Origin of the sequence: Serratia sp. H1w, from assembly GCF_000633355.1 — a bacterium.
In the GTDB taxonomy this organism is placed as follows: Bacteria; Pseudomonadota; Gammaproteobacteria; order Enterobacterales; family Enterobacteriaceae; genus Chania.
This window is the reverse complement of the sequence record NZ_AYMQ01000057.1, coordinates 17,992-40,797: the sequence shown is the minus strand read 5'-3', so window position 1 is coordinate 40,797 and position 22,806 is coordinate 17,992. Positions and strand designations below refer to the sequence as shown.

At 56.0% G+C, this 22,806-nt stretch carries 14 protein-coding genes and 3 tRNA genes; 5 read left to right on the top strand and 12 right to left on the bottom strand.

Going from position 1 to position 22,806, the window contains the following annotated elements:
• Positions 1 to 209: 209 nt before the first annotated feature.
• The 3 genes from U869_RS0114395 (at position 210) to U869_RS0114385 (ending at position 568) form a co-directional block, all read left to right on the top strand.
• A tRNA-Met gene (locus tag U869_RS0114395) sits at positions 210 to 286 on the top strand.
• Between the two features lie 65 nt (positions 287 to 351).
• Positions 352 to 428 (top strand) — tRNA-Met (locus U869_RS0114390).
• A 63-nt stretch (positions 429 to 491) separates the two neighbouring features.
• Positions 492 to 568, top strand: a tRNA-Met gene (locus tag U869_RS0114385).
• 103 nt (positions 569 to 671) lie between these two features.
• Here the strand turns inward: U869_RS0114385 and amiC are convergent.
• A complete protein-coding gene (gene amiC, locus U869_RS0114380; RefSeq protein WP_025120855.1) occupies positions 672 to 1,922 on the bottom strand; it encodes an N-acetylmuramoyl-L-alanine amidase AmiC in 1,251 nt (416 codons plus the stop codon).
• A 228-nt stretch (positions 1,923 to 2,150) separates the two neighbouring features.
• On the opposite strand from amiC, the gene argA reads away from it, so the two are divergent.
• Positions 2,151 to 3,476, top strand: coding sequence for an amino-acid N-acetyltransferase (argA, locus tag U869_RS0114375; RefSeq protein WP_025120854.1), 1,326 nt, complete (start codon positions 2,151 to 2,153; stop codon positions 3,474 to 3,476).
• Positions 3,477 to 3,758: 282 nt separating this feature from the next.
• Entirely contained in the window at positions 3,759 to 4,409 is a 651-nt protein-coding gene (locus U869_RS0114370) for a hypothetical protein (protein ID WP_025120853.1), read from the top strand.
• Between the two features lie 24 nt (positions 4,410 to 4,433).
• Here the strand turns inward: U869_RS0114370 and recD are convergent, their stop codons facing one another.
• From recD to ptsP, 11 genes are all read right to left on the bottom strand, one after another.
• Positions 4,434 to 6,284, bottom strand: a complete 1,851-nt coding sequence (gene recD / locus U869_RS0114365) for an exodeoxyribonuclease V subunit alpha (RefSeq protein WP_025120852.1) — start codon at positions 6,282 to 6,284, stop codon at positions 4,434 to 4,436.
• Positions 6,281 to 9,832, bottom strand: coding sequence for an exodeoxyribonuclease V subunit beta (gene recB / locus U869_RS0114360; RefSeq protein ID WP_025120851.1), 3,552 nt, complete (start codon positions 9,830 to 9,832; stop codon positions 6,281 to 6,283). Before recB ends, recD begins: the two co-directional genes overlap by 4 nt.
• A complete protein-coding gene (ptrA, locus tag U869_RS0114355) occupies positions 9,829 to 12,720 on the bottom strand; it encodes a pitrilysin (RefSeq protein WP_025120850.1) in 2,892 nt (963 codons plus the stop codon). Before ptrA ends, recB begins: the two co-directional genes overlap by 4 nt.
• A 289-nt stretch (positions 12,721 to 13,009) precedes the next feature.
• Entirely contained in the window at positions 13,010 to 16,381 is a 3,372-nt protein-coding gene (gene recC / locus U869_RS0114350) for an exodeoxyribonuclease V subunit gamma (RefSeq protein ID WP_025120849.1), read from the bottom strand.
• 204 nt (positions 16,382 to 16,585) lie between these two features.
• Positions 16,586 to 16,939 carry a prepilin-type N-terminal cleavage/methylation domain-containing protein gene (locus U869_RS0114345; protein ID WP_025120848.1) on the bottom strand — a complete coding sequence of 118 codons (354 nt, stop codon included), beginning with the start codon at positions 16,937 to 16,939 and terminating at the stop codon, positions 16,586 to 16,588.
• Positions 16,929 to 17,375 carry a YgdB family protein gene (locus tag U869_RS0114340; RefSeq protein ID WP_025120847.1) on the bottom strand — a complete coding sequence of 149 codons (447 nt, stop codon included), beginning with the start codon at positions 17,373 to 17,375 and terminating at the stop codon, positions 16,929 to 16,931. The genes U869_RS0114345 and U869_RS0114340 overlap by 11 nt, the downstream gene beginning before the upstream one ends.
• 2 nt (positions 17,376 to 17,377) lie before the next feature.
• Complete coding sequence (locus tag U869_RS0114335; RefSeq protein ID WP_025120846.1) at positions 17,378 to 17,950, bottom strand: prepilin peptidase-dependent protein; 573 nt, start codon at positions 17,948 to 17,950, stop codon at positions 17,378 to 17,380.
• Complete coding sequence (locus U869_RS0114330; RefSeq protein ID WP_025120845.1) at positions 17,938 to 18,441, bottom strand: prepilin peptidase-dependent protein; 504 nt, start codon at positions 18,439 to 18,441, stop codon at positions 17,938 to 17,940. The genes U869_RS0114335 and U869_RS0114330 overlap by 13 nt, the downstream gene beginning before the upstream one ends.
• Positions 18,442 to 18,679: 238 nt before the next feature.
• A complete protein-coding gene (thyA, locus tag U869_RS0114325) occupies positions 18,680 to 19,474 on the bottom strand; it encodes a thymidylate synthase (RefSeq protein WP_025120844.1) in 795 nt (264 codons plus the stop codon).
• Between the two features lie 6 nt (positions 19,475 to 19,480).
• On the bottom strand, positions 19,481 to 20,353 hold the full coding sequence (gene lgt / locus U869_RS0114320; RefSeq protein WP_025120843.1) for a prolipoprotein diacylglyceryl transferase: 873 nt from the start codon (positions 20,351 to 20,353) through the stop codon (positions 19,481 to 19,483).
• Positions 20,354 to 20,548: 195 nt separating this feature from the next.
• Entirely contained in the window at positions 20,549 to 22,795 is a 2,247-nt protein-coding gene (ptsP, locus tag U869_RS0114315) for a phosphoenolpyruvate--protein phosphotransferase (protein WP_025120842.1), read from the bottom strand.
• Positions 22,796 to 22,806 lie beyond the last annotated feature (11 nt).

Below are 22,806 nucleotides of genomic sequence, written 5' to 3'. Positions count from 1 at the left end.
ATACCCGATGGTTGCGGGTAAACTGGCTGAACGATAACAAACGGCCATAGATAAAGGAATCGCTACCGCTAAAAATTCCCAGCTAGATGATTATGATGAAATAAAACGCAAATTGGGGACTAATGCAGCATAAAAATGGCTTTCGATGAATTATATGCAAAAAGGGATTGCATCAAAACGTCTGGAGAGTATAGTGCGCTTCCATCGGACGCGGGGTGGAGCAGCCTGGTAGCTCGTCGGGCTCATAACCCGAAGGTCGTCGGTTCAAATCCGGCCTCCGCAACCAACCGATACTGTGATGACGGTATCAAATAAATGTTGGCTTCGATGAAAGAAAAGGTATTATACGGACGCGGGGTGGAGCAGCCTGGTAGCTCGTCGGGCTCATAACCCGAAGGTCGTCGGTTCAAATCCGGCCCCCGCAACCAACCGATATGGCAACAGCGGTATCACATGAAGGGTTGGTTCGATAATATCAGTATCAAGACGGACGCGGGGTGGAGCAGCCCGGTAGCTCGTCGGGCTCATAACCCGAAGGTCGTCAGTTCAAATCTGGCCCCCGCAACCAATCTTGATAACAGCAGACAAGCACCTTAACGGGTGTTTTTTTGTATCTGAATTTCCCCCTCTCCTTAGTCAGACCACCTGCCCGTCCTTGGGCGACGCCAGTGTTAACTGCGAGCCAAAGCCCCACCGTTGGCGAAATAGGCTTTGATCCCTGCCAGAATCGATTCCGCCACCTGCTGCTGAAAATGGCTGGTGCGCAGCTTGCGCTCTTCTTCCAGATTGCTGATAAATGCCGTTTCCACCAGGATCGACGGGATATCTGGCGCTTTCAACACCGCAAAACCGGCCTGATCGACGCGATTCTTGTGCAGGCGGTTAATTTTCCCCATCCGGTTCAGCACTTCCTTACCGAATTTCAGGCTGTCATTGACGGTGGCGGTCTGCAACAGATCAAACATGGTGTGATCCAGGTAGCGATCGCCACTCTTGCTGACCCCGCCAATGTCATCGGCGGCGTTCTGGGTTTGCGCCAGAAACTTGGCGGCGTTGCTGGTTGCCCCTTTGGTGGAAAGCGCAAACACCGACGACCCGCGAGCCGCACGGTTGGTAAAGGCATCGGCATGGATCGAGACAAACAGATCCGCCCGCTGCTTACGCGCTTTGGCTACCCGAACCTTTAATGGAATGAACACGTCTTCATTACGCGTCATAAACACTTTCATGTTTGGCTCGCGTTTGATCAGCGCGCTGAGACGGCGGGCGATCTGCAACACGATATCTTTTTCACGGGTTTTATTTTTGCCGATGGCACCGGGATCTTCACCGCCGTGCCCAGGGTCAAGCATGATCACAATCGGCCTATCGCGCCCCGCTTTACCGGCCTGTGGTGCCTCTGCCGGTAACGTCCGCGCCACATCGCCCTTGTTGTAATCTTCCAGCAATGCCAGCAGCGGATCATACTCTTCACCGCTGCCGCCCTTGGTGGGATAGAGATCCATCACCAGGCGGTTACGGTATTCGGCAACAGGTGCCAGGGTAAACATATTCGGGCTGACGCTTTGCTTGAGTTCCAGCACCAGCCGGACGGTATTCTTGTCGAACTGGCCGACCCGCGCCTGTTGCAGATAGGGATCTTCTTTGCGCACCTGCCCGGCAATGCCTTTCAACACGCTATTGAGCTGTACCCCTTCCACATCTACCACGATGCGATCTGGGTTGCTCAGGGCAAACTGTTTGTATTTCAGTGGAATATTGGATTCCAGCGTCACTCGGGTATAGGTTGAGGACGGCCAGACACGTACGGCAATCACATGAGAAGCAGCGGCGAAACCAACGCGACTCACACTCAGCAACCAGGTTGCGGCAACCCCCTGTAATAAACGACGGCGACCCAGATTGTGATTAGAGTTAGGCATGCGCCTCCGGTGAAAATAATGACTAAAAAAACAGCAAAAAAAAACAATGGCGAAAACTTTACCCAATACATTCAGCGCTGTCATCAGAAAATGTTTTTATGATCTTTCAATTTATTAATCAGTTAGCGTATCGGACGCTAAAATTCGCTGCAATTGCCGCTTGCCTTCGGCGCAAGAAAAGAATAAAAATACAAAAATACCGTATAAATATGCAAAAGAGGTCTTGCCGTGAAGGAACGTAGTACAGAGCTGGTGCAAGGATTTCGTCACTCGGTTCCCTATATCAATACTCACCGTGGCAAGACCTTTGTCGTCATGCTGGGCGGCGAAGCTATTGAACATGAAAACTTTTCCAGTATCGTCAACGATATTGGGCTGTTACATAGCCTAGGCATTCGTCTGGTGGTGGTCTACGGCGCACGACCGCAGATTGACAGTAATCTGGCGCAGCATAACTACGAACCGATTTACCACAAGCATACCCGGGTAACCGACGCCCATACGTTGGAGCTGGTCAAGCAGGCCGCCGGCTTGTTACAACTGGATATTACCGCCCGGCTTTCCATGAGCCTGAATAACACCCCGCTGCAAGGGGCCCACATCAACGTGGTCAGCGGCAACTTTATTATCGCCCAACCGCTGGGCGTGGATGACGGCGTCGATTATTGCCACAGCGGCCGTATCCGCCGTATTGATGAAGAAGCCATTCATCGCCAGTTGGACAGCAAGGCTATCGTGCTGATTGGCCCGGTGGCGGTATCGGTAACCGGCGAAAGCTTTAACCTGACCTCGGAAGAAGTCGCCACCCAGTTGGCGATCAAGCTGAAGGCCGAGAAAATGATCGGTTTCTGCTCATCACAAGGGGTGACCAATGAGGAAGGCAATATCCTTTCCGAACTGTTCCCCAACGATGCGCAAAAACGTATCGAACAGTTGGAAGATGCCGGTGATTACCATTCCGGCACCGTGCGCTTCCTGCGTGGCGCTGTAAAGGCCTGCCGCAGCGGGGTACGCCGTAGCCATCTGATCAGCTATCAGGAGGATGGTGCGCTGGTACAGGAGCTATTCTCACGCGACGGGATCGGTACCCAGATCGTGATGGAAAGCGCCGAGCAGGTGCGCCGGGCAACCATCAACGACATCGGTGGCATACTTGAGTTGATTCGCCCGCTTGAGCAGCAAGGGATTTTAGTGCGCCGTTCGCGTGAGCAGTTGGAAATGGAGATCGACAAGTTCACGATTATTGAACGCGATAACCTGACCATCGCCTGCGCGGCGCTCTATCCGTTCCCGGAAGAGAAGATTGGTGAAATGGCCTGCGTGGCGGTGCATCCGGATTACCGCAGTTCGTCGCGGGGGGAGATGCTGTTGCAGCGGGTAGAGAGTCAGGCGCGCCAGATGGGGCTACAGAAGCTGTTTGTGTTGACCACCCGCAGCATTCACTGGTTCCAGGAGCGCGGCTTCACCCCGGCAGAAGTCGACGTGCTGCCAATGCAGAAGCAGGCGTTATATAACTACCAGCGCCGTTCGAAGATCCTGTTGGCCGACCTTTGAGCGATGAGAGGTCATCCCCCCTCACCCTAGCCCTCTCCCAAAGGGAGAGGGGACTTAACGTGCTACAATTTGATACCGGCACCAACCTGCGGTTCCGGACTCGCCCCCTCTCCCCATCACTGTGCGTAAGGTACCCTGGACGCTATATCGGGAGAGGGCCGGGGTGAGGGCGACTGATGGCCTTAACTAACAAGCATCAACCTCACCAGTCGGTTTTTTTACGTCTGGATTTCGCCTAAACTAGGAAGCTACGTTACGTGCTGATAGATAGGGAAAACTATCATGTTTGATCGTTCACTGATCTTTTTTTATGGCCTCATACTCTGTTTTGGTATCTATAATTTTATAAAAATAAAACGTGATAACAAACGTTATTCTATCATGGCATATCTATTATCCCTGCTAGCAAGCATGGTGTTCGCCTCTTTTATTTATGACTTTGGGACAGGTCCCTGGTGTGTTTCTGCTTTTGTTCTGTCTTATTTTTTAAACTTCTTCGTCATTATTATTTTCATGGTTTCAACCTATTTCCTAAGAAAAAAACGCTTCAACAATAGCGTGAAAATGGTGAAAAACAAAGGTGCTGGATACCTTGAGAGCTTATGCTCCAACGAACCTGATGATCGTTGGCATAGCCTGCATTGGCACGTTGCTTATTCCCCACAACAAAATACACTGGAAATTGCAGCAGATATTTATCACAGCGAATTCAAACTGAATAAGAAATTTTTTAGCCGGACGTTAACGGGAAGAACACTAAAATTTATTCCTGAGTCACTAACAAGTTCCTTTACTCTTGAGCAGACCGTAATATGTCCATTAAAACAGTTTATGCAGCACAGTGAGGAAGCCCGCGAGCTGGTAATAAGCTACGCCGAGGCGATAAAAAATGATTTACCCGAGCCATGGGTTCTGCATAAGCAAGAGAGTTGATGGCCGCCCTGCGACCATCGGTGACTACTTACCAATCTGCAAACGTTCTGCCAATCCGCTGCGGCGTTGGGTGGGGGTGCGAATCGCGCTCACCAGTACCTTGTCTACCGCATAGAGTGAGAGCTGCTGGCGTGCCCGGGTAATGGCGGTATAGACCAGCTCGCGAGTCAGCACCGGCAAGAAATGGTTCGGCAACACCAGCACCGTATGGTCGAACTCCGAACCCTGTGATTTATGTACCGTCATCGCATAGGCGGTTTCATGCGCCGGTAAGCGGCTAGGCTGTACCGATTTGATGCTGCCATCCGGCAATTGGAAATGCACGCGCAGATCGCCGCCCTCTCCTGGCAAGGCAATGCCAATATCACCGTTAAATAACCCCAGCGCGCTATCGTTGCGGCCAATCATCACTGGCCGCCCTAAATACCAACGCCCGGCAGGGCCAGGATTGCGACGAATCAAACCCGCACGCTGCAAGCCGGTTTCGATACGTTCGTTCAGCCCAGCAACACCGAACGGCCCTTCACGCAACGCACACAGCAACTGAAAACGACCAAAGGCATCCAGGATCGCCGTAGCCTCTGCTCCTTCTGCAACCAGACGCAGGTAGCCGCGATAACCGTCAACGCAGCTATCCAATAGCCGTTGATAATCTTCGGTTTCTTGCAGTGGGTATCCCGCCACGTCGGCATAGCTGCCTTTCAATGACGCCAAGGCGCGCTTGCTGTCGCCAGCATTCACTGCCAAGGCCAACTGACCAATGCCGGAATTGGTATCAAAGCGATAGCTCTTGCGCAGCAGACAAAGGCTATCGCGTACCGCGGCTTCGGCCTGCGCTGGCTGCCCTTGCAAAGGGCAACCGGTCAAACGTGCCAGTTGTGCCGCACGGGCTTCACTATATCCCTGCTCGGCAAACCGGCAGATGTCCCCCAGCACGGCGCCAGCCTCCACCGAGGCAAGCTGATCGCGATCGCCAAGGAAGATAACTCGTGCCTTTGGGGGCAAGGCAGCAATCAGCCGGGCCATCATGGGCAAATCCACCATCGAAGCTTCGTCGACCACCAGCACGTCCAGATGCAGCTGATTTCCCCGGTGATAACGCATGCGCTGGCTGTTTGGCTGAGCGCCCAGCAAGCGGTGTAACGTCGCCGCCTCCGTCGGGAATAAGGCCCGCTGCTCCGGGGTCAACTCCAACCGGCGGCTGGCGCTACCCAAGGATTCGGTGAGACGGGCCGCCGCTTTACCGGTGGGCGCAGCAAGTTGAATGCGCAGACGCTCTCCGTCCGCCAACTGCACCAGCGCTGCCAACAGCTTGGCAACGGTGGTGGTTTTACCGGTGCCTGGGCCGCCGGAAATAATCGCGATGCGCCGCGTGGCCGCTACGGCTGCGGCAATCTTTTGCCAATCGGCTTCGTCCGTAGCCTCACCAAATAATCGGTCGAGAATGGTGCGTAATTGCGCTTCTTCAAGTGCCTCTGGCACGCTATCACTACTGATAAACGTGGCCACTTCACCTTCGCTCTGCCACATACGTTGCAGATATAGCCGCTGCTGTTGCAGAACCATCGGCGTTGCCATACTGCCATCGCTAATCGCTGGCGAGGTTGCCAAACGCTGCTGCCAACTCGCCACATCCGGTTGCCCACAGGCCTGCCAGGCGGCCAAGGCCAACTCCGGCTGACGGCCATCAAACAGGTTTTCCGGCAACAGCTGTTCGAGCAGCAGGCAAACGTGGCCCGCCCCAGCCTCCGCACTCAGGCAGGCCGCGGCCAGCAGGATATCGGGTTCATCTTCGTTGGCCACCACCTGGGCAAATTGCACGTCCAGCGGGCGCAAAGCGCCCAGTGCCAACGCCTGATGCAAAATCTCAATCATTGCCCATCCTCAACCTCGGCCGTTTCACCGCTAAACAGACGATCCATTCCTGCAATCAGGGCGTATTCCGGACGGCAGGCAAAAATACCGTTACCTGCATGCTCGGCGTCCACCCCGCGTAAAAACAGATAAATCACCCCACCAAAATGGCGCTGGTAATCGTAATCGGCCAGACGATGTCCCAAGTAGCGGTGCAATGCCAAGGTATAGAGTTGGTATTGCAGGTCATAACGGTGCTCCGCCATCGCCCGCGCCATCGCTTCCTGGGTGTAGGCACTGCTGTCTTCGCCCAGCCAGTTGGACTTGTAATCCAGCAGGTAATATTTGCCCTGCCAGCAGAACACCAGATCGATAAAGCCTTTCAACATACCCTGCACCTGTTGGAAATCTAGCGCGGGGCAGCCTGCCGACAGGGGATCGTAGCGTTTTACCAGTTCATCCAACTGCCGCGCTTGCAGCAGGCCACCGATTGGCAGGTAGAACTGCAACTCTGCTTGCCTGGCTCCTGTTGGTAAGGCAGAAAGCGCGACGCCGCTGCTATTCAGTGGTGCGTTCAGCAGCACCTGCATCCAGCCAGATAATACCGGCAACCAGTGATCCTCTAGCCCTTGATGCTGTAACTGCTTCAGCAACCACTGTTCATCTAACGGTTGGGTAAAATCCAGTTCCTCAAACAGGCTGTGCAGGAAAGTGCCGGGGGCCGCGCCGCGTGGGAAAGTATGAGGAGTCAACGCCGGTGGTTTAGCCATATCACGCTCACCTACGGCATCAACGTCCAGGCGCGGCAACAGCTCCTGCATCCGACTAGAACCATGCTGTTGCAGGCCGGTATAGCTGGTTACCCGCCAGAAATCCTGCATCCTGCGAGGAAACTGATTGGCCGCCAACTCAGCCGCTGCCGCCATCTGCGGCTGCCAGATCTGTTCACCCGGCGCATCCACCAGCGACAGCGCAATGCCTTGGGTTGCCAACTGCTGTAGGCAGGTTTGCAGATAGGCTGCATCGCCCGCTTGCCCCGCTTGCACCAGATAGCCCAACGCGCTGCGATGCAAATCCGTATCGCCCTGCTTCTTGCGCGTGCCGAGGAATAACGGCGCGATGCCGATACTACAGTGATAGACCGAACGAGTGAGGGCCACATATAGCAGGCGTAAATCTTCCGCCAGGCGTTCCTCTTCCGCCCAGGCCACGCTTTCTTCGTTGGCATTGAGATCCAGCAGGACTTTAAAGGTCTGACGATCGTGGTACAGCACCTGTTGCTGCTGGCGGAAATTCCCCACAAAAGGCAGCCACACCAGATCGAATTCCAGTCCTTTCGACTTGTGGATGGTGATCACCTGCACCAGATGACGATCGCTTTCCAGTCGCAATTGCTGATTGTCCGATTGGCGGTTTGGTTGCGCGATCTGCTGTGCCAACCAGCGCACCAGCGCATGCTCGCCGTCCAGTTGCGCCGTGGCTTCCTGCAACAGTTCCCCCAGGTGCATGACATCGGTCAAACGGCGCTCGCCCCCAGGACTGGCCAGCAGATTTTCAGCCAGATGGCGCTTGGCCATCACCTCACGCAGCATCGGCAATACGCCGCGCCGCAACCAATGGCTACGATATTCATCAAACTCGTTGACCAACGCATCCCAGGCTGGCTCATTATGGTTCAGTTCGTCCAGCGTCAAGGCATCCAGCCCTAACAACCCGGTGGCCATAGCGCTACGCAGGGTTCGCTCCTGTTCGGGAGCCAGCACCGCCTGCAATAGCCACAGCAAATCTTTGGCTTCCGGCGTATCAAACACGCTGTCACGGTTGGAAAGGTAAACCGAGGGAATGGCTAACGCACTGAGTGCATCACGCACCAACGCCGCTTCGGCACGGCTGCGCACCAAAATGGTGATATCCGATGCCTGAACGGGGCGGCGTTGCTCCCCCTTGAGCAGCCAAGCCTCACCGGCTTGTCCGGCACTCAACCAGTCACGGATTTGCGCCGCACAACGGCGAGCCATTAATTGTTGGTAATCACTTACTCCCGCCCCATCCCCTGGCTGTAACCAGAATTGCATGGCCGGTTGCGCTTTGTTGTGCCACTCAAAGACCAGTTGTTGATTCTTCGGCGCGGCGGCCACCTCAATAAACGGGATTTGGCCAAACAGAAACGGCTTTTCCACCTGGGCAAACAGGCGGTTCACGCTGCCAACCATCGCCGGCGATGAGCGCCAGTTGGTCTCCAAGGTATAGTGGGCACTTACCTCTGAACGGGCTTTCATATAGGTGAAAATGTCTGCCCCACGGAAGGCGTAAATGGCCTGCTTGGGATCGCCGATCAGCAACAGGCCACACTCTTCCCGGCCGACGTACAGTTTCTGGAAGATGCGATATTGCTGTGGGTCGGTATCCTGAAACTCATCGATCATCGCCACAGGATAACGCTGGCGGATCGCTTGCGCCAATTGTTCACCACCGGCGCTTTGCAGCGCTGCATCCAGCCTGCTGAGCAGGTCGTCAAACCCCAGTTCGGCCCGCTGACGTTTTTCCTGCTGAATGGAAAGGCGTATTTCACTCAATGCTCGTGCCATGATCAGGTCACGCAGCGTCAGGGGCTCGGCAAACAGCTCATCGATAGCCACAAACAGTGGGTGACGCGGAGCCTCACCCTTTTTGGTTTTCTCCAACAGCACCGATTGGCGAAACTTCTCCAGCTCTTTGGGTAACTGGTAATCCTCGGTGGCCTGCCCGGCCCATTCCCCCACCTTGTTCAGCCAGTTGGGCAAATGTTTGCTGCTGTAGCTGCGCTTGTCGACGCCAGACTGACTGACGAGCGCTTCCAGATCGGCCGCTGCGGCCTGCCATTGCCCCTTGAGAGCATCAATGCGTGCGACGATCTGTTCATGACGCATCAGCACCGTTTCGTCATCTTTTGGCGGCTGACGTAGAGTGGGCGCCTCGCCGTGCAGATAGCCGGAAAGGTCGCTCAACAGAGCCTCTGGGCCGCTCCACTCCTGGCTAACCGCGCGTGCAACGCCCAATGGCAATGGGTAGCAGTGACGACGCCAAAAATCGGCGCAGGCCTGACGGCGCAACGGCAGTTCATCCTGCACCAGCGTCTGTTCGAACAAAATGCCGGACTCGAATGCGTTGTGAGTAAGCATTCGCTGACAAAAACCGTGGATCGTGTAGATCGCGGCTTCGTCCATCTGGCGCTCGGCGGCCAACAATTGCGCGGCTGCCTCTGGCAGATCGTCAATTTCCGCCATCAACGAGGTAAATAGTGGGTCTGAGCTATGCCCGCGTACGCAGGCAATACGTAATGCGTGGATATTGCTGCGAATGCGGCCCCGGAGTTCCTCCGTGGCCGCTTCGGTAAAGGTTACAACCAGGATTTCTTCTACCGTGAGCGGCCGCGGAAACGCCGCTGCCTGGCCTAAGCCAAGCAGCAAGCGCAGATACAACGCACCGATGGTGAAGGTCTTCCCTGTCCCTGCTGAGGCCTCGATCAGCCGTTCACCAAACAGCGGCAACGTCAGTGGATCAAGCCGCTGAGGAACCCCTTTCGTCATGGCTGCGCCACTTTACGAGGCAGCGTTTTTTGCAGTGACGAGGCATTAGGATAGGTTACCCAACCCTCACCCGGTGCCGCAAAATCGGCTTTCTGCTGGCTGCTGCCACTCACCTGCGACAGCAGTGCCAGCCCCTGTGGCTTAATCACCGCCTGATGGAAATAATCCGCCAGTTTGGCAGGCGTCAAAGTCTGGACCTGAGCGATCAGCTTTTCGCGGGTATCGAAGGCAAAGTTACCGCGATCGAAATCGCTACTGAAACGCCCGGCTTCTTCGCCCAAAGTTTGCGGACGCTGTTGCAGTTCATTGATCATCGCCTGTTTGTATTGGGCGAAATCGGCATCACTCAGCTCGCGCAGACGCTTTTCCGTCTTCGGATAGAAGTCTTGGTAGCGCTGATAGAGATAGGCTGGCTGCTTGCTGTTACTTTGCAACAGGAAACCAATGCCCCACTGGCGGCCAACCGGCATCGCAAAGGAGAACACCGCATAGCCAAGCTGCTCCTGGGTACGCAATTGGCTGTAGAACCATGGCTGGATGATCTGCCCCAGCAATGAGCTATACGCCATGCTGGTCACTTCATCATACCCCGTTGGGACATATACCGCCGCCAGCGCCGAGTCGGTGCTGCTGCCAGGACGTTGCAGGTTGGCAAACTGGTTTTTGTCGATCACCACGTTTTCACCGTGCCACCATTCCACACCGATACAGCCCAGGTTGTGTTTCAATGAGGAAGCCAGCGTATCCACCTGCTGTTTACTCATATTGCCCACGACCAATAACTCCGGCGTGGCCTCGGCCATCAGGCTGTTACGGTAGGCCAGCACGTCTTGCAACGTCAGGGTTTTCAGTACCTCGCGGCGCTCGCTACGTTCGGGGTAAGGCACACGGGACAGCATCTGTACCGGCTGGATCGCCAGCTCAAAGGCTTTGCCCTTCTCGGCGGAATCCAACTGCTCCAGATACCAGGATTTAGCCTGCTCGAACTGCTCTTGCGTTGGGGTAAAGTTGGAATAGCCTTCAATCAGCGAAGTCAGCAGTTGTGGCAGACGCTGGGTAAAACCATTGGCGCTAAACATCAGGCCGTTATTCGGGGAAGTCGAGAAGCTGATCCCACCAACAGAAGCCTGATAGCTCAACTCATCGAGCGAGATCCCCGCCAGATAATCCATCAGCGAGAACAACACCTGATTACGTGCGGAGTCCATGGTTTTGGCGTTACGCAGCGCTACCGTCACATCGGCCTTGGGTTCATCGGCAAAATAGCGGCTCGGCATATACAGCACCCGCAGCCCTGGCTGGTTTACCACCATTTCCGGTTTGCTGAACTCATGTGAGGGCTTGTTGAGGGTAAATTCATCCGGGATATAAGGGTTCAGCCCCGGCAAGGACAGCGCGATCCCTTTACCCAACTGCTGCCATTTCTCAAAGCGTTGTGCGCTGATTTTCTCTACCTGATAAGGTGCCTCGACAAAGTAAGCCGTTTTGTTGTGTGGCTCATTCGGGCTGACAAACCAGATGCGCGCATTTTCCGGGGTCATCTGACCCAGACGTTCTGCTATGGCTTTAGGGTCGTAACGATCTGCCAGATACGGCGCATCCAGCGTATGCTCTACTGGTACGCGCAGCATGGTATCCACCAGCCACTCGATGTAGTTCATGTCGCGGGTAATCGACGGGTAGCGGAAATCCAGGTTCAGCACATGGGCGATTTCGTCAAAATAGCTTTGCTTGATCCCTTCGCCACGCAGCATTTGCAGATAACTGAAGATGGCTGCCACCACCTTATCGCGCTCCGCCAGCCCTTTGTCGGTCAGAGAAACGCTGATCGAGAACACGCCGCCGTTGCGGTCAATCATCGGATCGGCACCGGCATTGATGGCATCCGCCAGCCCTTGCTTCTGTAACCAGTCTGACAGTGTATTGGTGCTACGGTTACCAATCAGGTAGCTGATATAGGTGTCGGTTTTGCTACGGAACTCGGCGCTGTTGTTATCGATACGGAATTCGACCTTCAGCTGCTTGCGCGGCTGTGCCGGGACATAATGAATGATGATGCCCTGCTGTTCCGCGGTAACCGCTGGAACGGTGATCGGTGGCACTTTCGCATCGTGGTTCGGGATGCGGCCGAAGGTTTTGACCGCCAGCGCGCTCAGCTCAGGCAAAGATTGGTTGCTGTACAACACCCCCTTCATCAGGTTGGCTGAATAGTAGCGCTGATAAAAACGGGTGAGTTCTTCATGCAACTTGCTGCCTGGCTTATCCTGCAAAGTTTCGAGGTTGCCGCCAGAAAAGCGTGCGCTCGGGTGAGCCGGATTGAGCGTTTCTGCCCCGACCTGCGCCATGCGCATACCGTCACGGGAGCGTGCCATTGTCAGTTCAGCATTTACCGCGTTACGTTCACGGTCCGCATTGCCCGGATCCAAAATGGGTTCGGCAATGGCGTCGGCCATACGATCGACCGCGGGTTCCAAGGCGTCGTTTTCCACTTCCAGATAGTACGCAGTGCGGTAAGACGCGGTGCTGGCATTGTGGCTACCACCGTGCTTTTTCAAAAACTCGGAGAGGTTCTCGGGTTCCGGATAGCGCTTGGAGCCCATCAGCACCATGTGTTCCAGGTAATGAGCCAGGCCAAGTTGGCTGTCGGGATCTTCCAACGAGCCTACCGGCAGCGCCAGGGCAGCCAATGATTTGGGTGCCAACGCGTCGGACACCAGCAACACGACCATGCCGTTATCCAGTTTGATCGCCTGGTACTCGCGTGGATCGTGATCGCTTTTGTTGATCTTTTCCGCCAGTGGCTGCCATCCTTGTGCGGCCCAGCTTAACGGCGCCCAAAACATCATCAATAACATCAACCCGGTAACGCGGGTCAACAGTCTGCGCATATCCAAAATAAACCCCTGTTCTCTGGCTATCACGCCAACTCCCTGACGTTGACAGCACGGTGCAAATGACACAACCGAAAGTGATGTCCAATGAAATTCAATTTCTAACTCAAAGCATTACGGTTCTAAACGCTTAACCAACTATAGCCCATATCGCTGGAGCACTGCCTACACAGCGCTACAACGTATATGCCGATACGTTATGTAAGACCGGATTTACCCCCATTGGTTGAGCATAAAACCATTTTATTTTTACCATCTCCCGCCAACCAGTGCCACCGAGGGATGGTTACCCCAGATTATGCCGGGCAACGGGCAGCAGATAACGCTCGGTTTCGGACAGGATCTGTTCAAGGTGAACATTATCCATCTGCCGGAAAACGCGCTGGGTATAAGGATCAGCCCCTTCGCCAGGGATACGCTGATCGCCTTGCCAGGTTTGCAGCAGCTTGGCACGAGCCTTGACCTGCACCTCTTCATCCCAGTCTATCTGCTGCGTTTCTGCCTGATAACATTGGCTCAGCCAAGCCCAGCCGCTTTTATTGAGCAGCATCAACGGTTGCGACAGGCCACGGCGGTAACCCGCCACCAACTCTGCCAACTGCGCGTGGGCTTCGTCACTTGTCAGCGCGGCAAAACGCCAGGCGGAGTTCTTGCTGCCAAACATGCGGCTTTCCCCGCTCCCGCCAACGCAGCAGTACACCAGATGCTCCAGCCAGAGCAAGATGCCGTCGACGGCCGAAAGCGTTGCAGGCCGCCAGCGTAGCAAGCCATCCTGCTGTACCTGATGCAGCCAGCCGGTGATACGCATGCCCGCCACGTCGATGTCCAACTCCAGGCTGCCGTTCTCCTGGCGCTGTTCACGCACCCGCTCGGCCAGCTCTGCCATTTCTTCCTGCTGCTTTTGCCAGTAGATCTCGCCGAAGGCCCCATAAGGTAATCCCCCCGATGCGCGCACCCGTTGGTATAACTTACTTTCATCCTCCCCCTCGATCAGCGTGTTCAGCAATTGGCTGTTGAACTGATAGCGGCTGAGGTTATCCAGCGTAAACGGCTCGTCTTCCGGCAGTTCGGTCTCTTCCAGCACGAAGTTCACACCCAAACGTAGCTGGAAGAAGGCACGGATGGGATGGCGGTAAAAACGTAACAGTTCATCGAGAGCTACCTGGGTTTTCTCTTCCGCCACCAAGGGGTGATTAAACTGTGGATGTGCGGCGCCACGGCCATCGGCTGCCGCGAGCCATTCTGCCGCATAGCTTTGATCTTCACTCCCCGGCAGGAAGTTTTCGGCTGCAAACGGCATACGGGCATGGCGTTTCAGCAAGTGCTCACCAACGCTGTGTGCGCTACCGTCCGCATCAAGCCCCTCATCACCAGGCAGGCAGTAGCTTTGTTGCAGATATTCCAACAGCTCGGTGACCAGCACCGAAGGATAGCGCTCGCCGTTATCCTGAATCGAGCGGCCGATAAAGCTGATATACAACCGCTGCTGGGCAGAAAGGATCGCCTCCAGGAACAGGTAGCGGTCATCGTCACGGCGGCTGCGATCGCCCCGCTTGATTTGCTGTGCCATCAGGTCAAACCCCAACGGCGGCAAAGTGCGGGGATAGACGCCATCGTTCATACCCAACAGGCAAACCACCTTAAACGGAATAGAGCGCATGGGCATCAGGGTACAGAAGTTGATCTGGCCTGCCAGGAAACGCTGGCTGATGCGCTGCTGATCGAGCCGTGCAGCCAGTTCATCACGCAGCAACGTCAGCGGGACGGCATCGGGATAGCGCGCCGCCAGGCCAAAACTGGCCACCTTCTGCCACTGCTCTTCGATCAGCGCCAACGCCTCTTCCGTTTCGCTGTCTGTCTCAAAGAAACTATTGAGCAACTGGCGGCACAATGGCAGCCATTCCGCCAATGGCCGCTCTTCACTCAGAATTTGTCGCCAACGGCTGAGCTGCGCCAACAGATCGGCCAGTTGCCCGGCCAATTCGGCCACCAGCCCGCTTGACTCATCATAAGGTAATACGCCCTGCCAATCTCCGGCATTGCTGTCCATGGCGTAACCCAGCAGCATGCGCGTCAGGCCGAAGCGCCAGGTGTGTTGCCCGGTTGCAGGCAGATCCAGCTCGCGCACGTTGTCATCATCCAGACCCCAACGAACCCCAGATTCACCAGTCCAGTGACGTAACAGGCTCAGCCCCTCTTCCTGGATCGAGAATCGCGCCGCCAGCGCGGGCACGTCCAACAGCGCCAGTACTTGCTCTGAGGTAAAGCGGCTTTGCGGCAGATCCAGCAAGGAAATGAAGGCTTGCAACGCCGGATGCGCCTGCCGGGCCTTGCGATCGGAAATGGCAAACGGCAGGTAGCGCCCAGCGGGAGCATTGCCAAACACCGCTTGAATATACGGGGTATAGCTATCGATATCCGCCACCATCACGATGATATCGCGCGCGGTCAGTTGCGGATCTTCAGCCAGCATGGCCAGCAGTTGATCGTGCAACACTTCGACTTCACGCTGCGGGCTATGGCAGGCATGCAGGCTGATGGAGCGATCCTGCGGATCGAGCTGGCGTTTATTGTCGCTGCGCTCCAGAGTTTCCGGCGTGGTGCCGATCAGGGCGTGATCTTCCAGCTCCAGCATGTCGTGCTGAATGGCGTGCAACAGGTTATCTGCTGGGATCTCCACAAAGGCATCCACCTCCTGCACTGCCTCCATCTGCGACAGTAAATATAGATGATCGCGTCCCAGTTTGCCCCAGGAAGCCAACAGCGGGTTACTCAGTTGCTGTTCACCTTCGGCATCAAATAGTTGGGCGGCCTGTTCCGGCTGACGGAACAAACCTTGCTCCCTGGCCTGATGATAGTGGCGGCGTTTGCGGCTCTGCAAGCGGGCCAGAAAGGCGTAGTCCTGAATATCGCCCCAATAATAACGACAGGGGTTGGTAAACATCAGGTGGATATCAATATGTTTACCCAAGGCCTGCAATGCTTCCAGGTAGATAGGCGGTAAGGCAGAAATTCCGCAGATAAACACGCGTGGCGGTAAGCCCGCTGGGCATTGAGTGGCATTTTCCAACGCGCTGATAAACCGGCGATACAAGTTGGCACGGTGCCATTCTGGTTGTCCCAGTTCGTGGGTATATTCCACCAGCCGATGCCACAGGGGAGCTTGCCAGCTTTGCGCCTCTGCCAACCCTTCGACCTGTTCCCCACGCTGCCAGCTCTCCAGCCACTGCGGGCGATAAACCAGATATTGGTCAAACAGGTCGGCAACGCGCCCGGCAAGCTGGTGGATCTTGCGCTTGTCCGCGTCATCGGTCAGGTAATGCTGTAAAGGAGCAAACTCTGGCCGCGCCAGCATCTCTGGCAGCAGCCACATCAGCTTCCAGGTCATGGCATCTTTGCTAAAGGCACTCTCTTTGGGAATACCTGGCAATACTTTGGTGAACATGTCCCAGATAAAGGTCGCCGGTAGCGGGAAGATGATATTCGCGGCAATACCAAACTGTTCGGCCAGTTGCATCTGTAGCCACTGCGCCATGCCGGGGCTTTGCACCAGCACCACTTCCTGTTGGAACGGATCGGTCAAAGGTTCTCTGGCTATCAGCGCGCTGGTCAGCGTTTTCAGCAAGTCCAACTGATTGGAATGATAAACCGTAAACATGAGGCTCCTTGGAAGCGAAAAAGTGCATTACCGACGATTGTCCCCCTCACCCTAACCCTCTCCCACAGGGAGAGGGGACCGATCGAGGACACTTCGGCTAAAGCGAGGGGAGCCGATCTGGGCCACTCACAAATCGAAACTGACTCATTACGTAGGGCCGCAACATGCTGCGCCCACAGAGCCACATGTTGCCCCGGTTAGTCGCTACTGCCCACAATACCAACGGCTAAGCTCAACCTGTTGGTGCAGCGGAGTTTGGATCTTCACCGTGCGCCGCAGGCATGTGCCTTGCGCCAGATGAGTTTCGACCTGGTATTGCCAGTTGGCAGGTAGCGTGATGGCACGGTTCATTTCGGCACCGGCATTGAATATTTCCAGCTGTTGGTGCGCCAACGACCAGGCCTGCCGGTATTGCCACTGTCGTTGAAAAGCCTGCAACAACACCTGATGATATTGTAACAGCCCGAGCAGCGAGACGGCGAACAACAATGCGGCGATCAGTACTTCAGGCAGGCTGAAACCCCGTTGAGTGCGCCAGTTGGCCCGTTTATTCTGCACAGTCGCTCTCTCGTTTCTCCGGGCAAAAATCCAGCCAGCCACCTTTTTGCGCTTGTAGCCGATTTCCACCAGCCCCACCTTTCTGCGTGGCCAGTTGGTATAGCCACAAAGGTTCCGCCCCTGCGATATCCCCCGCCCCGCGTACCATCACCAAACCGCTACGGACAGAGAGCCGAGCGCAGGCCAATAAAGCCTCACCGTTCATCTGCTGGCAAGACCAGCGGGTTACCTGTAAAGACTCCCGTGGCCACGGTTGCGCCAGCCCCCAGCTCAAGGCCGAAGCGGCCTGATTATAGGCCCGCAGGTAGCGTTGCTGATCGATGGCCAACAGTAGCGCACTGTCCAATTGCCGCTGCTGGGCGGTAAGCATCATCAATCCCATCACCAGCAACAGCATCACCGCAGCCAGTGTGCTGCCCCCTTGCTGTCTATGCATATCTAGAGCGCCTCCATGCTGACGGCCCACTCCAGGCGGCGTGCTATATTTGCCCGCACCGTTGAGCGGCCACTCAAGGTAAACATCACCAGCGACTTGCCCCCGTTCCCTGCGATATTACTGACAGAGAAAGACTCTATCCGAACCTCTTCCTGATCGAGCAAGCGTTCCCAGCCGCTGCCCTGGCACTGTGTCACACCGCTTTGCCCCTCCAACCCACCGGCTCGCAAGCGGTAGCCAAAATACTCGGCATCGCCACTGCTTTCCCAACGGCCGTTGCGATTCAGATCGTAAGCCACAATCACACAGCTACCCGGTGCTTCGCCCACCGCATGGCCAATCAGCAGTGAACGCCCCTGACACTGCCCGGCGCAAAACCCGCTACGGCGCAGATCCTTTTCAATTCCGAAGGCCAGTTGGCGCAACACCTGTTCCAACCGATAGTGACGGCCCACATCAACCGTCTGCTGACGCAGTATCGGTAACGTTTTCGCTGCTGCCAACGTAATCAGGCTGCCGAAAGTCATCGCCAGCAGCACCTCTGGCAGGGTGAAGCCTTGTTCTAAGGCTGGCATAACGGCAGGCTCCGGATCGCGGTGACTTCACTGCACAGCCGCAACCGCCCTTTGGCGGAGAGCACCACACGTATGCGGCCAGCCTGATTCCCCAGCAAGATATGCCCGGCCTGGGCATTGTTGCGCACCCCATAGAATCCGACCTCCTTTTGGGTAAAACCTTGTAACTCGACATCCGGGTAGTCAGGGATAAACGCCCGATCGGCCGCCGCAGTACAAGATACCGCCAGCGGGCCACTGCCCACGCACCACGCTTTCCCAGGCCGAAACCACAGTAAAGCGTTGCGGTTATGCCAGTTGGCGTCAGCCTGCAAGCGCGTTAAAAACGCCAGCAGTTGCTGGGCGGTCTGCTCTAGCCGCAGCGCCTGTTGGTAATGATGCCATTGGCTAACCCCCCAGGAGGTCAGCATCCCCGCCAGTATCATCACGATCAGCAGCTCGATCAGCGTCAGCCCTTGCTGATGTTCGGGGTTATTTTTATATCGGTTCATACGGCAAGTGTAATCAGTCAGCTGCGCGGTGAAAGGCAGCTTTTATCAGGCTGGAAAATGATGCGCAGAATTTTTAGTTAGCAGGTAACGAGCTGGGAGAAATTGAGCACGACTTCGCATTTTGGCAATGCATCACGGACACGGCGATACGCGGTTAAACAAACGCAGCATGCGGCGATCCTACGTACGTCGGAAGAAAAAAGCCGTTGAGTGAGGGCCGGATTCGGCCCTCAATAAATCAGATGGCGACAGGAGCCTTGATTGGCGGATGTGGATCGTAGCCTTCAATCTCAAAGTCTTCAAAGCGGTAATCAAACAGCGAGGCTGGCTTGCGTTTGATCACCAGTTTCGGCAACGCACGCGGCTCGCGGGTTAATTGCAGCTGCGTCTGTTCCATGTGGTTGCTGTACAGATGCGTGTCACCACCGGTCCAGACGAAATCGCCCACTTGCAGATCACACTGCTGCGCCATCATATGTACCAGCAAGGCATAGCTGGCAATATTGAACGGCAGGCCCAGGAACACGTCGCACGAACGCTGATACAGCTGGCAAGAGAGTTTGCCGTCTGCCACATAGAACTGGAAGAAGGCATGGCACGGAGCCAGTGCCATCTGATCCAGTTCGCCCACGTTCCAGGCAGAAACAATAATGCGGCGCGAGTCCGGATCCTGTTTCAGCTGTTGCAGCACGGTGCTTAGCTGGTCAATCTGACGACCATCCGCCGCACCCCAGGCACGCCACTGCTTGCCATAGACCGGGCCGAGATCGCCGTTTTCATCGGCCCACTCGTCCCAGATGCTGACGTTATTCTCACGCAGATACGCCACGTTGGTATCGCCGTTCAGGAACCACAGCAACTCATGAATAATCGACCGCAGGTGGCATTTCTTGGTGGTCACCAACGGGAAGCCTTCCTGCAGGTTGAAACGCATCTGGTGGCCGAAAATCGACAACGTGCCAGTGCCGGTACGGTCGGCTTTAGGGGTGCCCTCGGCGAGCACTTTGTTCATCAAATCCAGATACTGTTTCATTTTTCCTCACGACAGTTGTTGCTGTGGACGACGACGATACGCCCAGATCATCATAATAATACCGGCAAGTACCATCGGCACGGACAGGATCTGCCCCATGCTGATCACCCCGTCAAACAGGCCAAGCTGGGCATCAGGCTGGCGGAACGCTTCGACGATAATACGGAATGCACCATAGCCGATCAGGAACAGGCCCGATACGGCCCCCATCGGACGCGGCTTGCGGATAAACAGGTTCAGAATGATAAACAGCACAATGCCTTCCAGCACCATTTCATACAGCTGCGAAGGGTGGCGTGGCAACACGCCATATTGGTTCAGCAACGGCATCAACTGAGGATTGGCGGCAACAATGGCAATATCTTCCGTGCGCGAGCTCGGGAACAGCATCGCCCAAGGAGTATCCGTAGTCACACGCCCCCACAGCTCGCCGTTAATGAAGTTGCCCAGACGGCCAGCACCCAGACCAAACGGGATCAGGGGGGCAATAAAATCAGACACCTGGAAGAAGTTGCGCTTGGTGCGGCGGGCAAACCACAGCATCACCGCGATCACACCGATCAGGCCACCATGGAATGACATACCGCCATCCCAGACTTTGAACAGGTAAAGCGGGTTATCCAGGAACAACGGCAGGTTGTAGAACAGTACATAGCCGACGCGACCACCGATAAAGACCCCAAGGAAACCGGCATACAGCATGTTTTCCACTTCGTCTTTGGTCCAGCCGCTGCCGGGTTTGTTGGCACGACGTACTGCCAACCACATGGCAAACACAAAGCCAACCAGGTACATCAAACCGTACCAGTGCAAAGAGACCGGGCCGATAGAGAAAATCACCGGATCAAATTTTGGAAACGCCAGATAGCTAGTGCTCATCTATCACCACAATATGTCTGTTATTCATCCCCAAGCGGGGGCGGCAGGTGCCAAACGCGCTGCAAAGCCCGTGCAACGGGAGCAGCGCATTGAGATGGCGCATCATAACATAGGCTTAACCACGTCCGGGCTTGCCGGTTGGGAAAAGTTCTGTAAAAAAATCGGTCAACGCTTAACGGGCTGCACAACGCTCAATCAACGACCGCCGCGGATCAGCCCGCCCATGCCACGCCGTTCCATAAACGCCGCCACCTGATGGCGAACCTCGGTCGTCATCTGGGCGCTCAATACCCGCTGGGCCAGCCCTTGCGCATCTTCCAGCTCAATATGGCGCAACAGATACTTGATACGGGCAACGCTACGTCCGTTCATGCTCAGGTTGCGGTAACCCATCCCCACCAGCAGCAGAGCCCCCATCGGATCCCCTGCCAGTTCCCCGCACAGGCTGACCTGCAATCCGGCCGCCGTCCCCTGCTCGACGATCAGTTTCAGCACCTGCAACATGGCAGGATGCAGGCTGTCGTACAACGAGGCAACGCGGGTATTATTACGATCTACCGCCAACAGGTACTGGGTTAAATCGTTGGTTCCTACGGAGATAAAATCGACGCGTGCGGCCAGATAAGGGATCAGGAAGATCATCGACGGCACTTCCAGCATGACGCCGATCCGCGGCTTGGGAATGTCGTAGCCCAGCATCTCTTCCACTTCCCGCCCGGCGCGATCGATCAGGCGTTTGGCCTCATCGATCTCTTCCAGGCTGGTGATCATCGGCAACAGGATCCCCAGATTGCCGGTGCCCGCATTGGCACGCAGCATGGCGCGCACCTGGATCAGGAAGATTTCTGGCTGATCCAGCGTAATGCGGATCCCACGCCAGCCCAGGCACGGGTTTTCCTCGCTGATCGGCATGTAAGGCAATTGTTTATCCGCGCCGATATCCAGCGTACGCAGCGTTACCGGCTTATGCGGATAGAGTTGCAGCATGCCCTGATATTGCGCCACCTGCTCCTCTTCCGACGGGAAGCCACTTTGCAGCATAAACGGGATCTCGGTGCGGTAGAGGCCAACGCCGTCCACCCGCCCGCCGAGCAGTTGTTCATGTTCCGGGCTAAGGCCAGCGTTCAGCATCACCTGGATCCGCTCGCCGGTTTTCAGCTCTGCGGGTTGTTCAACGTCATCTTCTGCCAGCTTGCTGAGTTCCAGCTCTTCGCTGATCAGGCGTTGATACTCTTTCACCAGCACCGGTTCCGGATCGACCAGCAGCTCGCCACGATAGCCATCAACAATCAGCATCCGCTGAGCCAACAGCGATGGCTGGATATCCGCGCCCATCACCGTTGGCACGCCCATAGCCCGTACCAGGATCGCGGCGTGGGAGTTGGCGGCACCGTCTCGCACCACTACGCCAGCCAGGCGATCCTGCGGCACTTCGGCCAGCAGGGTAGCCGTCAGCTCATCGGCAACCAGCACGAAACGGGCTGGCCATTGGCTTGCCCCTTGGGTGGTATCGTCGAGGTGGAATAGCAGGCGTTGGCCAAGCGCACGCAGATCGCTGGCGCGCTCGCGCATGTAGGTATCTTGCAAGGTCGCAAACTGAGCAGAAAAGGCTTCGATCACCTGTTTTACCGCCCATTCGGCCACCGAACCGGCATCGATCTCCGCGTAAAGTTCACGTTTGAGGCGGGCATCGTTGAGCAGGTGGGAATAGAGATCGAAGATCGCCGCGCTCTCTTTTTGCGAACTGGCGCTAAAACGCTTACTGAAACGGCGGAACTCTGCTCCGGCCTCTTCCAACGCCTGCGTCAGGCGTTCACGTTCGCTGACGGTGTCCAGCGTGGAGGCTTTATATACCTGGTCGAGAGAAGGCTGGCTGCTATCCAACCACCCCTCCGCCACCGCCACACCAGGGGCCGCAGCCAGCGCCCGGATACGGGTCTGGCGATACTGACCAAAAATGGCGTTGAGCTGTGATAGCGACAGGATCCCGGCCATTTGGGTGGCCAGGGTAACCATGAAGGATTCTTCGCTTTCGTCAAACTGGCGCAGCTCACGCTGTTGAACCACCAACACGCCAAGCAGCTGTCGGCGGTGAATGATCGGCACGCCAAGGAAGGATCGGAAACGATCCTCTTTGACCTGCGGAATATATTTGAAGCTGGGGTGGCTTTGCGCATCCGCCAGGTTGATCGGCTCAGCCAGACGCCCGACCAGGCCAACCACGCCCTCGTCAAAGGCCAGGGCAATAGTTCGCCCACGGGGTTTCTTCAACCCGCGCGTCGCCATCAGGTAATAACAGCGGCGGTCGTTGTCTGCCAGATAGATGGAACAGACTTCGGTATCCATCGCCAGACAGGTTTCATTGACCAAAAGATCCAGCGCATCTGTCAGACTGGCCGCCGCGGCCACTTTCTCAACAATTTCTCGCAAGCGCGTGAGCATAGTCGGTTTGA